The following is a 12,175-nucleotide window of genomic DNA, read 5'->3' as shown; positions in this document are numbered from 1 at the left end:
CTGTACATGGATATTGCTTACTGTGGTGGTTGATTATTTCATGGCAGGTGCATCACCTCTTCGAGCTTCGACCACGTTTCGCCGGCTGCGGCCGCGTCTGGCAGGGGGATCTGCGCCGGCGCGGTTTCTTTCCACCAACGCTGCGTGACCGTGTCTGCCGCCATCTTCTTCATATCTGCGGCGAAATCGCTTCCTGTGTACTCAAAATAACTGAACAGATATGTTTTTCCATCCATCTCTTTCAGATAAATGGAGTAATTGCGAATATTGCATGCCCCGATGGTTTTTACCACGCCCGGCCATACCTGGGCATGCAACTTTCTGTAATAGGCGATCTTTTCGGGTTTGATGCCGGTCACCATGCCGAAGCGTTCCACTTTCCTTTCCGCACAACCCGCGGCCAGCATCGTGATGAATAAAACGAGGAGTGTTCTCATGAACTGTGTTTGCAGGGATCAAAGAATGGGTAATTGCTCCGCCGGACCGTCGAGCGTGAGCTCGATCACGTAAGGCAAAGTAGCCGGCTGCTGCGGGATTTTAATGCGCAGTTCGCCGTTGGCGGTTTCGGTGGTAACGGCGCCGCCGCCGAGGACCGTGGATTTGCGGACCGCTCTTCCCGGCAGGGCTTTCATGGTCAATTCGCCGTTATTGGATTTGAGGACGTGGATGAACACCTTGTCGCCCTTCCGGGTGGCGGAGAAATTATCGTTCGGCGCCCAGGGGCCGCCCATCGTTCCGTAAATCGCGGCTCCGTTCGTTTTCAGCCAGTTGCCGATTTCGCGGAGGCGGTCGGTCTGGCGGGCTTCGATACGGCCGTCGGGCATGGGGCCCACGTTCAGCAGGAGGTTGCCGTTGCCGCCGGCAGTTCTGGCGAGGATGTCCAGACAGGTTTCGAGGGATTTCATTTTATCGTTCGGCTTCCAGGCCCACTGGTTGCAAATGGTGAAGCAGCTTTCCCAGGGGAAATCCATGTTCATTTTACCGACAACCTGTTCCGGTGTATCGTAGTCGCCCACCATTTTGGAGATGTCGACCTGTTTGTTTTCCATTGCGGCGAATTCCTTGCCCAGCCTGTTATTGGTGATGAGTTTGGGATTCAGTTGTTTGAGATAGGCGTAGATTTCGCGGCCGCGCTCGTCTGTCCAGGGTTGCTCCCATTGCCCGTCGAACCACAGCATGTAGGGGTCGTATTTCGTCACCAGTTCTTTCAGCTGGTTTTTCATATAGGTCATGTACCTGTTCATGTCCGCTTTCGGGTCGATGGTCTGATCTTTCGGGGAGTTCACGGGGTAATCCGGGTGCCACCAATCCAGTACCGTGTAGTAAATGCAAAACCTGATGCCTTGCTTTTTACAAGCGGCGGCCAATGCGCCCACGATATCTTTTTTATAGGGTGTGGAAGCGATGTCGTATTCCGTGAAGGCCGAAGGCCAGAGGCAGAAGCCGTCGTGATGGCGCGCGGTGATGGTGAGGTACTTCATCCCGGCGTCTTTGGCGGCTTTCACCCATTCATCCGCATTGAACAATACGGGATTGAACTCCTTGTAGAGATTGTCGTATTCAGCGGTGGGCACCTGGTCTCCCCTCGACCAGCCGATTTCCGTACCGCGGAGGCTCACCGGCCCCCAGTGCACAAACATCCCGAAGCGCATATCCATGAACTGGCGCAATACAGCGGGATCGGTCTTAACAGGCGATTGCGCGAATGTTCCGCCGCAATACAACATCAGCAATAGTATCAGTTTTTTCATTTCACAACGTTTATTTGATTCCGATTATTTGAAAAACCAGTACAGCACCCCCATCACCAGGAGCAACAGTACCGACAAAAATTTATAGTTACCAAAACCCTTCCATCCTTCCCCTTCCAGCGGCTCCCGCCACGAGCGCCAGTACAAAGCGCCGCTCTGCGCCGTATGCACCACGGGGAAAAGGAACGAAAACAACACCTGCATGGCCACACAGGCCAGGAAGAGGTAAAACGCCATCATCATGAAGGGAATGCCGCCCAGCGGCCCCTGCGGGTACAATTTATTCATCGCGTACACCAGCGCACCGAGCGCGGAACCGATCCACAACGTGAGCTGGGCCGACTTCGCGGAAGCGCGTTTCCAGAAAATCCCCAGCAAAAATACGCAGGTAATAGGCGGCGCGATGTGCGCGATCACGTCGTTGATCCCTTCAAACAGGCTCTGGTAGCGGTTCAGCAACGGTAACAGCCCGATGGATACGAGCAGCGCCAGCGCCGAAGCCCAACGGCCCACTTTCACGAGGTCGGCATCTTTCGTTTCCGGCCGGAACCGTTTGTACAGGTCGAAGCTGGCCAATGTAGCGATAGAATTCAGCGCCCCGGCGATCTGGCTCATGAGGCCCGACAATAACGCCGCCACCAGTACGCCGATCAGCCCGGAAGGCAGCAGCTGCGTGATCATGAGGGTATATATGCCTTTGGAGTCTACCTCGCCGTTTCCGTGTTTCAAGGCCGACAGGTCGAGCCCGCCGGATTGATACAGCGCCCAGGCGAAAAGCCCCGGCAGCACGAAAATGAATACCGGCAGTATTTTGATGAATCCGCAGAACAGGGCGCCCACCCGCGCATGGTTCTCGTCTTTGGCGCCGAGCACCCGCTGCACGATGGTTTGGTCGGCGCACCAATACCAGATCCCTAAAATCGGGTAGCCGAGGAATACCGCCATCCACGACATGCCCGAAGCATCGCCCACCGGGCGCATCATACTTAGTTTGTCCATCGCGCCCTGGCCTGCGAGCACCGCTTCCATCGGCTGCCAGCCGCCCATTTTGTTCCACGCCGCCACGGTAATAATGACCGCTCCGGCGATGAGCACTACGCTTTGAATGGATTCCGTCACCACCACGGCCCGCAGCCCGCCCACGATCGTGTAAAGCCCCGTGAGCGCGGCGATCACGATGATGCTGGCGTACATATCGATCCCGAACAGCGTTTCCAGCACAATACCGCCCGCCAGGAACGAAAACGCGATATGAATGATAACGGCCGAAACGATGGACACGATCGCCAGCCAGTCGCGGCACGCGCGGTTGTACCGCCTTTCCAGGAAATCGGGCAGCGTGGCCACGCCCGACCGGATGTAAAACGGCACGAAGAACAGCGCGAGCAATATCAGGGTGAACGCCGCCATCCATTCGAAATTACCGTTCAGTAACCCCGTATCAAACCCGCTCTGGGCAAGGCTCACCAGGTGAAGGCAGGAAATATTCGTTGCGAAGAGCGCCAGGCCGATCATGGGCCAGCGCAGGGTTTTGCCCGCCAGGAAATACGCGCCCGAGCCTTCCGTGGCGGCGGATTTCTTCCGCAGCCCGGTCCATAGCCCGATGGCGACGATCAGCAGGATATAACCGATGGTTATGACAATATCTGCGGTTCCGATCATACGTGGATTATTGGATTATTTTAAGTCGCAACTGCTGCCCGGCTCCTGCGGCGTAACGTATACGCCGTTTTCGATGCGGACCGGGTGGAGGAAATGCTCCTTCAGATGCGGGATATGCTCGAGAAAAAGTGCTTCATGCCCCATGGCGATGTGGTTGAACAACACGAGGTGCTGATGCAGCTGGCCCATGTCGCCGACATGCGGCACTACCGGTACGCCGAACTTTTTGCACAGCAGGCTGACGGTGATGAATTCGCTCACCCCTCCTACCCGCACGGCATCCACCTGGATGAACCCCGCGCAGCCCGACTGCAGGTAATTCTTGAAGATCACGCGATTGGGGACATGCTCTCCCAGCGCGAGTTTTACCGGGGCTACGGCTTCCGCCAACGTCACGTGCGCCTGCACATCGTCCGGATGCGTCGGCTCTTCCACCCAATACGGGTGCATTTGCTTCAGTTCGTTGCAGATGGAAATGGCCTGCGGGAGGTTCCATTGCTGGTTGGCGTCGAGCATTACCTTTACGGAATCGCCGACGGTTTCGCGGACGATGTTGGCCCGGCGGATGTCGCGCTTCGGATCGGCGGAGCCCACTTTCAGCTTCATGGCTTCGAAACCCTGGTCCAGCGCACGCTTGCAATTCTCGCGCACCTGCGCGTCGTCGTAATTGAACCAACCCACGGAAGTATCGTACCCCGCATATCCTTTTTCAAGGATCCCCATCCGGCCGGCCGCCGTTGCCGAAGCTTCGGCCAACAGCGCGATGGCTTCTTCGCGGGTGAGCACATCTTCGAGATAGGTAAGATCAAGGGTGTTGACGATGCTTTCGGGAGAAAGATCGATCAGCAGCTTCCAGAGGGGAACGCCGCGCTGTTTGGCCCAGAGGTCGTAGCACGCATTGGTAACGGATGCGAGGCCGAGGTGAACGACGCCCTTGTGCGGCCCCAGCCAGCGGAACTGTTGTTCGTTGGCCAGTGCGTGGAAAGTTTCGCCGAAGTTACCCATGAGCGTTTCGATGTCTTTCCCGCGGAGGGTTTCCGCGTAAAACCGCGCGGCGCGGCAAACCAGGTCGTTACCTTCTCCGAGCGTGAAAGCAAGCCCTGTGCCGCGTTGCCCCTGTTCGTTCTGCAGGTGCGTGACGGCATAGGCGTATTGCGGGTCTTTGTGCACGGCGTCGCTGCCGGCGCCGTTTTTCAACGCAAACCGGGCGTCTGCGATGTCGATGTTTTTTATCATGTAATGAAAGAAATGTTAGATCATGGCCCGGTACCCCAGTTCCGCGCCGCCCGATACGGGCAGGATGCAACCGGTGATGAAGCGGGCGGCGTCGCTGAGCAGGAACACGCAGGCGTCGGCGATCACGTCTCCGGCGGGCATGGCGCCCAGCGGCTGCAGGCGGTCGAGATACCGTTGCATGATTTCCGGTTGCGGCTGTTCGGCGCTCCAGGCTTCGAGCATGGGCGTACGGATGGCGGCAGGCGCCACGGCGTTGACGCGGATGCCGTCTGCCGCGTAATCGAGCGCCATGGCTTTGGTGAGCGCGTTCACGGCGCCTTTCGTGGCAACGTAAGCCGCGTGGTTCTCCTGCCCGATGCTGCCTACGAGCGAGCTGGTGTGCAGGATGCAGCCTTTGGAGGCACGCAGCAGGGCGATGCCGTGGCGGGTGGTCAGGTAGATGCTTTTGAGGTTCACCCGCATGAGGGCTTCCCATTCCGCATCTTCCGTATCGTGCAGCGGCCTGGCAGGTTGCGCGATACCGGCGTTGTTGTGGACCGCATCCAGCCGGCCGTACACTTTCCCGATCCCGGCGAACAATTGAACCACGGCCGGGCCGGAAGTAACGTCGCACTGATGGAAGGTATGCCCTTCTCCCGGCAGCTTCGGCAGCTTGTCCTGCCCCGCAGCATTCAGGTCTGCAATACAAACCCTGGCGCCTGCGGCGGCGTAAGCCAGCGCGCATTCCCATCCGATACCGTCTGCCCCGCCCGTGAGCAGGACCACCTTATCCTTCAGCATGTCTTTCATTCTTTCCATTATTAATCCAGGCATAAGTTAATTCATTCCACCACCATTTCGCGCAGCGGTACCGGTCATCAAACAAAACTAAGGTAACCGCCCGCGGAATACTAACGGACCGTTGATGACTTCTGCGCGTATATTAGCAAGTTTATACAATCGGATGCATAAATTATTGCAATAGAAATTCAGTTTTGTTATGCAGAATGTCTATTTAATCTTATATTAGCATACAATACATAGATTCAACTAATTTCCATCAATATGAAGCCGGTTTTCACCAAGATACAGGAAGAGGCCCACATGGGCGTATTTGCGATGCGGGTGATCGACCTCCCGTATTTCTCGACGGAGTTCCATTTCCATAAGGAATGCCAGCTCGTGTATGTGGTGGAAAGCGAAGGAAGGCGCATCATCGGCGACAGTGTGGAGAATTTCGACAGCGACGAGCTTATTCTGCTGGGGCCGGACATTCCGCACGTCTGGCATAACGACAGCCGGTATTTCGACCGGAATAATTACCAGCACGCCCGGTCCGTGGCCCTTTTCATCGAGCCGGACAAGCTCCTGGCCTCCATGACGTATTTCGGGCTGGGGCGGCAAACGGAATTGTTGCTGAAGAAATCGAGGCGGGGGATGAAATTTTCGGGACAGGCGAAACGCACGCTGAAATCGCTTTTGCTCGAGATGACGGAGCAGCCGCCCTTTGCGCAGCTGATTTCCTTCATGCGCGTGCTAGACGTGCTCACCCGTACGCGGGAATACGAACTGCTGGCCAGCCAGGGCTATGTGAATACTTACCAGGCGAAAGACAACGACCGGATCGATATGGTGTTCAAGTTTGTATTCGAGCATTTCAAGAGCGAGATCCAGCTGGATGAGGTGTCGCGCCTCGTGAACATGAACAAGCAGGCCTTTTGCCGGTACTTTAAAAGCCGGACGCAGAAAACGTTCGTGGCGTTCGTCAATGAAGTGCGGATTGGGCACGCCTGCAAGCTGCTCGCAGAAGGCGAGCTTGCCATTTCAGGACTGGCCTATGAATGCGGGTTCAACAGCCTGTCCAACTTCAACCGGTTTTTCCGGGAAATAAAAGGCATGACCCCTCGGGAATACGTGCGCTCGCTGCCGGATTGATACGATATGATGACTGGGGAGCCGCTTTCGAGCGGCTTTTATTATAAGAAGATCAGCCTACCGGCGATGCGAGGATCGCTTCGGCGAACGCGGCTTCCAGGGGAACGTATTGGGGCGGGCAAATCCCCCGGCCCACGATCCTGAATTCACCCGCGGCGTTCTTCTGAATATGGAAACGCACTTCCCTGCCCTCGTGCAGTACATACACCTGGTACAATTGCTTGTGCACGCAATTCATCGTCACGAAACGCACCCGCACCGGTTCTCCGTTCACTTCAAAATCCTTGTCGAAACTCCTGATTAACTTCCAGCCTAATGAACTCATGTGTCTAAAAATGAGCGGCAAATGTAGCCAAAAAATGATTTTCGACGGCAAAACTAGGTTACTTAAACGTTTAAGCTTATTTTTATTTCATGAAGAAGAGAGCCTCCCTGAAAGACATCGCACAGGAAGCCGGGGTATCCACGGCGCTGGTATCCTATGTGTTGACGAACAAGGAGGAGAAGGCCCGGGTGGGGCGGGAAATGGCCAGCAAGATCCGGAAGATCGCGCGGAAGCTCAATTACCAGCCCAATTACCTCGCCCGTAGCCTGAAAAGCGGGCGGACGGACACCATCGGCCTCATCGTGGCAGACATCTCCAACCCTTTCTTCGGACAAATCGCCCGGATCGTCGAAGACGAAGCCAAACGGCACAATATCACCGTCATCTTCGGCAGCTCCGACGAAAACGCGGAAAAATCCGCCGACCTAATGAATGTATTGCTGAACCGGCAGGTAGACGGGCTGATCGTCATCCCCTCCGAAGGTTCCGAACAGCAGATCCTCCAGCTCAGCGAGCGCCACGTCCCGTTCGTGCTCATGGACCGGCCGTTCCCTTCCATCGCCGCCAGCAGCATCAGCATCAACAACTTCGAAGCTTCGTACAACGCGGTGGAGCACCTGCTGCACTCCGGCCGCAAACGCATCGGCATGATCGCATACCAAACCGGCCTGCACCATATCGCCGAACGCCGCCGGGGCTTCGAAGAAGCCCTGGCCAACGCCGGACTGAAAACGGGAAAACGCCTCAAACTGGCGCGGTACAACCACCTGCGCGAGGATATCCGCAAAGCGATCGACCAGCTGACCGGCGGCAAACATCCCGCCGACGCCCTGTTTTTCGCCACGAACAGTCTTGCCATTGAAGGGCTGCGGTATATCAGCGAACTGGGCATCCGCGTGCCGGAACAATTGGCAGTAGTGAGTTTCGACGAGAGCGAAGCGTTCGACCTGTTCCACGCGCCCGTCACCTTCATCCGCCAACCCATCCGGGAAATGGGCAAAGCCGCCGTGCAACTGCTGCTCAGCCAGATCGCCGATAGCGGGCGGCCGCCGGAAGACATCCGGATCGATGCGGAACTGGTAGTGCGCCGTTCCAGCGCGGCCAATTGAACCATACATCAAAACCTATAATAACAATCAAATACGCCACGTGCATGGAAACCGTCGAAGAAAAGGGCGCTTAATCGTTAAAGTGAAAAGCCTTTCAAACGATACACATTATGAAAACACTGCTCCTCCTCTCCTTTTGCGCCTGCCTGGCCCTCGCATCGGCAGCGCAGCAGCCTTTTAACGGGCTCGACATGAACCTGGGCAACCTCCACCGTTTATCCGACGCCAAAACCCGCTCCATTTCCCCGGAAAACTTTACCGGCGAGCCCGGCAAGGGCGGCATGGCCACCCTCGAACAGGGCAACGCGCGCGGCGCCGCACGCAATCTCGGACAGGGGTGGAAAGTGAATCCCTATGTGCACATCGAACCCGGACAAACGTTTACCCTCGCGGAAATCAACGCCTCCGGCGCCATTCAGCATATCTGGATGACGCCCACCGGCAACTGGCGCTACTCCATCCTCCGCTTTTATTGGGACGATGAAACCACGCCCAGTGTGGAAGTGCCCGTCGGCGATTTTTTCGGGATGGGATGGGGAGAATACGCACAACTGACGTCCCTGCCGGTAACCGTCAACCCCGGCAGCGCATTCAACTGCTACTGGCCCATGCCTTTCCGGAAGAAATGCAAAATCACGATGGAAAACATCAATACGGAAAGGATGACGCTGTATTACCAGGTCGACTATACGCTCACGCAAGTGCCCGCCGACGCGGCGTATTTCCACGCGCAGTTCCGCCGCAACAACCCGGTTAAAAATGCGGAATTCACGCTGATCGACGGCATCAAGGGAAAAGGCCACTATGTAGGCGCCTACATGGCCTGGGGCGTGAACAACAACGGCTGGTGGGGAGAAGGCGAGATCAAAATTTTCATGGACGGCGACGGCAAATTCCCTACGATCTGCGGAACGGGGACGGAAGATTATTTCTGCGGCTCCTACAACTTCGACAACAAGGGGAAATACCAGGAATTCACCACGCCGTACGCCGGTTTGCACCAGGTGATCCGTCCGGACGGACTGTACAAATCGCAGCAGCGGTTCGGATTATACCGCTGGCATATCATGGACCCCATCCGTTTCGACAAGGAACTGAAAATTACCATCCAGGACCTGGGCTGGCGGAGCGGCGGACGGTATTTGCCGCAGCAGTCGGACATCAGCTCGGTCGTGTTCTGGTACCAGCGCGAGCCGCATGCGCCGTTCCCGAAGCTGCAACCGAAAGACCAGCTGGAAGTGAATTGATTTTTATAAATGTTTGAACAATGCATACAATCGGATTTCAGATGATCGGGAACCGCCGGACCGCAGAAGGCACGCAAACCTTCCGCGCCTGGGACCCCGCGGAACAGCGATGGCTCCCGCAGCCATTCCATGAAGCAACGCCCGCGGAAGTGGACCAGGCCGTAGCCCTCGCCGCCAGGGCGTTCCCGGTATTCAAGAAAACCACCGCCACTGCGCGCGCCGCATTCCTCCGCGCCATCGCCACGGGGATCGAAGCCCTCGGCGAAACGCTCCTCCAGACTGCATCGGAAGAAAGCGGCCTGCCCCTGGCAAGGCTCAACGGCGAGCGCGACCGAACGGCCAACCAGCTCCGGCTTTTCGCGAAAACCATTGAAGAGGGTTCCTGGGTGAATGCCCGGATCGACCGCGGCGCGCCAGACATCCGGCAAATGCAGATCCCGCTGGGACCAGTTGCCGTTTTCGGCGCGAGCAATTTTCCCCTCGCCTTTTCCGTGGCTGGCGGCGATACGGCAGCGGCGCTTGCGGCCGGGTGCCCCGTGGTCTGCAAGGCCCATCCCGCCCATCCGCATACTTCGCACCTGGTGGCGAAAACCATCCTCGAAGCCGGCAGAGAAACCGGCATGCCGGAAGGGGTTTTCAGTCTTGTTCATGGCGCTACCGTTGAAACAGGGCAACACCTGGCCCGTCATCCGCAATTGCGCGCCATCGCATTCACCGGATCGTTCGGGGGCGGAAAGGCGCTGTTCGAAACGGCCGCGCAACGGCCCGTTCCCATCCCCGTTTATGCGGAAATGGGCAGCGTGAACCCGGTATTCCTCCTGCCGGAATTGCTGGCCGGCAATGCCGCCACCTTCGCTGCGCAATACCTCCAATCACTCACCATGGGCGTTGGGCAATTCTGCACCAATCCCGGTGTGATCGTAACAGCCGGCGATGGCAACGAATTGATCAAAGCCCTCGAAGCCGGCATGGCACAGCTGGCGGCGGGCGTTATGCTCACACCCGGCATCCTGGACGCTTACCAGGCTGGCCTGCAGCGCCTCGCCGACATGGGCGCGCAGCCCCTCTGCAAAGGCGCCGATGTTGCCGGCAAAGCAGCACCGGTCATGATGCGCACCTCATTGAATAAAGTACTGGAAACGCCGGGCATGCTGCATGAAGTTTTCGGTCCGGCGGGACTGCTCGTTCTTTGCGATGACGCGGCCGGTCTTTCCGTTTTCGCGGAAGCCCTCGAAGGACAGCTCACCGCTTCCATCCACGGTACACCGGCCGATCTCGACCAACATGCGCCACTGGCAGACATCCTCCGGGAGAAAGCGGGGCGCCTGCTCGTGAACGGCTTCCCGACCGGCGTGGCCGTGAACCACGCCATGGTACACGGTGGCCCATGGCCAGCGGCTACGCCCGGCGCAGGCACTTCCGTTGGCACGGCTTCGATTTACCGGTTCACGCGGCCGGTGTGTTTCCAGGATTTTCCGGGGCATATGTTGCCGGAGGCGCTGCGCAACGAAAACCCCATGAACATCTGGCGGATGGTGAACGGCAACTGGCAGCGTGAAGCCATTTTCTGAAATGTGATCGTGGCCTTGCAGGACGTTCCGAAAGGCACCCTGGCCGGCGGCGGCACCGCGCTTCGCGACGTACCTGCCAAACACAAACTCACCAATTCCCCGCATCCAACATTATAAAACAATCCGAACGATATGAAACCATTACTTATGGCATGTTTATTAACCACCGGCATCGCAGGTTGCCAAACCAGCGGAGACAGGCAGCCCGGCAAACCTGCCAACTTCGGCGACGACGTGGCTTTCCTCCGTCAGCACCTTAAAAACGTGGTGGTGCTGCAGCTTCCGGGAGACAGTAGCCGCGTGCTCGTTACCGGCGATTACCAGGCCCGCGTGATGACCAGTTCCGCCTCCGGCGATGCGGGCAACAGCTTCGGCTGGATCAATTACGACCTCATCGCTTCCGGCAAACTGACGCCGCACATCAACGCATTCGGCGGCGAAGAACGCTTCTGGCTGGGACCGGAAGGCGGCCAGTACGCCCTGTTCTTCCCTCCCGGCAAACCTTACGAATTCACGCACTGGCAAACGCCCGGTATGATCGACACCGCGCATTATACCGTGACGGCCGAAGCCCCCGGTGAAGTATCCTACCAGTATGCCGGCGCCGTTCAAAACCACGCGGGTTATACTTTCCAGCTCGGCGTATCACGCACCATCCGTCTGCTCGACAAAAAAACCATCGAATCGAAACTGGGGATCGCATTGCCGGAGGGCTTGCGCAGCGTGGCTTACGAGACCGAAAACCAGGTTTCCAACCTCGGCGACAGTGCCTGGCAGGAAACTACGGGGCTCCCCGGCATCTGGCTCCTGGGCATGTTCAAACCCTCTGAGCAAACCGCCGTGGTAGCGCCTTTCCGGCCGGGTGCGGACTCCCGCAAACTGATCACGGACGATTATTTCGGAAAAATCCCCGCGCGCAATCTGCAGGTGAACGACAGCCTGCTGCTGTTCCGTGCAGACGGCAAGGCCCGCGGCAAACTCGGCATCGCGCCGGGCATCGCCAAAACGGGCGCCGGCAGCATCGACCTCGCCAACAATTCCATTACCGTTTTGCTGTACGATGTTACGCCCGACGGGAAATACGTGAATTCGAAATGGGAAGACCAGGCGGAACCGTACAAGGGCGATGCGGTAAACTGTTATAATGACGGCCCGCTGGAAGACGGCACGCAAATGGGGCCTTTCTACGAAGTAGAATCCTCTTCCGACGCCATTGCCCTCAAACCCGGCGAGGCGCGGAAATACAGCCAGGTCACGATGCACTTCGAAGGAGACGCCGAAGCGTTGAAAGCCCTGGCGGCAAGGCTGTGGCAGCTGCCGCTGGATTCCGTCCGTCAATTCCTCCAACAGAAATAATTCC

Annotated in this window: 11 protein-coding genes; 5 read left to right on the top strand and 6 right to left on the bottom strand. The window is 57.5% G+C overall.

Annotated elements, in window-relative coordinates:
* Positions 1-38: 38 nt before the first annotated feature.
* Genes EJ361_RS21545 through EJ361_RS21525 form a run of 5 tightly spaced genes read right to left on the bottom strand, consistent with a single transcriptional unit; the run spans position 39 to position 5,462 of the window.
* On the bottom strand, positions 39-437 hold the full coding sequence (locus tag EJ361_RS21545) for an L-rhamnose mutarotase (RefSeq protein WP_126248213.1): 399 nt from the start codon (positions 435-437) through the stop codon (positions 39-41).
* Between the two features lie 18 nt (positions 438-455).
* Positions 456-1,751 carry an alpha-L-fucosidase gene (locus tag EJ361_RS21540; protein WP_126248211.1) on the bottom strand — a complete coding sequence of 432 codons (1,296 nt, stop codon included), beginning with the start codon at positions 1,749-1,751 and terminating at the stop codon, positions 456-458.
* A gap of 24 nt (positions 1,752-1,775) precedes the next feature.
* On the bottom strand, positions 1,776-3,413 hold the full coding sequence (locus EJ361_RS21535; protein WP_126248209.1) for a sodium:solute symporter: 1,638 nt from the start codon (positions 3,411-3,413) through the stop codon (positions 1,776-1,778).
* 15 nt (positions 3,414-3,428) lie between these two features.
* Complete coding sequence (locus EJ361_RS21530) at positions 3,429-4,649, bottom strand: enolase C-terminal domain-like protein (RefSeq protein ID WP_126248206.1); 1,221 nt, start codon at positions 4,647-4,649, stop codon at positions 3,429-3,431.
* 15 nt (positions 4,650-4,664) lie between these two features.
* Positions 4,665-5,462 (bottom strand): SDR family NAD(P)-dependent oxidoreductase, encoded by a 798-nt coding sequence (locus EJ361_RS21525; protein WP_240646702.1) that lies wholly within the window; start codon positions 5,460-5,462, stop codon positions 4,665-4,667.
* A 231-nt stretch (positions 5,463-5,693) separates the two neighbouring features.
* On the opposite strand from EJ361_RS21525, the gene EJ361_RS26090 reads away from it, so the two are divergent.
* A complete protein-coding gene (locus EJ361_RS26090) occupies positions 5,694-6,563 on the top strand; it encodes an AraC family transcriptional regulator (RefSeq protein WP_126248204.1) in 870 nt (289 codons plus the stop codon).
* Between the two features lie 52 nt (positions 6,564-6,615).
* Here the strand turns inward: EJ361_RS26090 and EJ361_RS21515 are convergent, their stop codons facing one another.
* Positions 6,616-6,888: a hypothetical protein gene (locus EJ361_RS21515; protein ID WP_126248202.1), complete on the bottom strand. Its 273-nt coding sequence runs from the start codon at positions 6,886-6,888 to the stop codon at positions 6,616-6,618.
* A gap of 89 nt (positions 6,889-6,977) precedes the next feature.
* On the opposite strand from EJ361_RS21515, the gene EJ361_RS21510 reads away from it, so the two are divergent.
* From EJ361_RS21510 to EJ361_RS21495, 4 genes are all read left to right on the top strand, one after another.
* A complete protein-coding gene (locus EJ361_RS21510; protein ID WP_126248200.1) occupies positions 6,978-7,997 on the top strand; it encodes a LacI family DNA-binding transcriptional regulator in 1,020 nt (339 codons plus the stop codon).
* A gap of 110 nt (positions 7,998-8,107) precedes the next feature.
* Positions 8,108-9,244: a glycoside hydrolase family 172 protein gene (locus EJ361_RS21505; RefSeq protein WP_126248199.1), complete on the top strand. Its 1,137-nt coding sequence runs from the start codon at positions 8,108-8,110 to the stop codon at positions 9,242-9,244.
* 20 nt (positions 9,245-9,264) lie between these two features.
* Entirely contained in the window at positions 9,265-10,815 is a 1,551-nt protein-coding gene (locus EJ361_RS21500) for an aldehyde dehydrogenase (NADP(+)) (protein ID WP_126248197.1), read from the top strand.
* A gap of 147 nt (positions 10,816-10,962) precedes the next feature.
* The gene (locus EJ361_RS21495) at positions 10,963-12,171 is read left to right on the top strand and encodes a DUF6786 family protein (protein WP_126248195.1); all 1,209 of its coding nucleotides are present in this window, start codon (positions 10,963-10,965) and stop codon (positions 12,169-12,171) included.
* Positions 12,172-12,175 lie beyond the last annotated feature (4 nt).

Origin of the sequence: Chitinophaga rhizosphaerae (genome assembly GCF_003958645.1) — a bacterium.
GTDB lineage: Bacteria > Bacteroidota > Bacteroidia > Chitinophagales > Chitinophagaceae > Chitinophaga > Chitinophaga rhizosphaerae.
This window is presented reverse-complemented; position numbering and strand designations above follow the sequence as displayed.

Excerpts from the sequence above, each read along its gene's own strand:
- EJ361_RS21545 (WP_126248213.1), bottom strand. The coding sequence starts at position 437 with ATGAGAACACTCCTCGTTTTATTCATCACGATGCTGGCCGCGGGTTGT.
- EJ361_RS21540 (WP_126248211.1), bottom strand. The coding sequence starts at position 1,751 with ATGAAAAAACTGATACTATTGCTGATGTTGTATTGCGGCGGAACATTC.
- EJ361_RS21535 (WP_126248209.1), bottom strand. The coding sequence starts at position 3,413 with ATGATCGGAACCGCAGATATTGTCATAACCATCGGTTATATCCTGCTG.
- EJ361_RS21530 (WP_126248206.1), bottom strand. The coding sequence starts at position 4,649 with ATGATAAAAAACATCGACATCGCAGACGCCCGGTTTGCGTTGAAAAAC.
- EJ361_RS21525 (WP_240646702.1), bottom strand. The coding sequence starts at position 5,462 with ATGCCTGGATTAATAATGGAAAGAATGAAAGACATGCTGAAGGATAAG.
- EJ361_RS26090 (WP_126248204.1), top strand. The coding sequence starts at position 5,694 with ATGAAGCCGGTTTTCACCAAGATACAGGAAGAGGCCCACATGGGCGTA.
- EJ361_RS21515 (WP_126248202.1), bottom strand. The coding sequence starts at position 6,888 with ATGAGTTCATTAGGCTGGAAGTTAATCAGGAGTTTCGACAAGGATTTT.
- EJ361_RS21510 (WP_126248200.1), top strand. The coding sequence starts at position 6,978 with ATGAAGAAGAGAGCCTCCCTGAAAGACATCGCACAGGAAGCCGGGGTA.
- EJ361_RS21505 (WP_126248199.1), top strand. The coding sequence starts at position 8,108 with ATGAAAACACTGCTCCTCCTCTCCTTTTGCGCCTGCCTGGCCCTCGCA.
- EJ361_RS21500 (WP_126248197.1), top strand. The coding sequence starts at position 9,265 with ATGCATACAATCGGATTTCAGATGATCGGGAACCGCCGGACCGCAGAA.
- EJ361_RS21495 (WP_126248195.1), top strand. The coding sequence starts at position 10,963 with ATGGCATGTTTATTAACCACCGGCATCGCAGGTTGCCAAACCAGCGGA.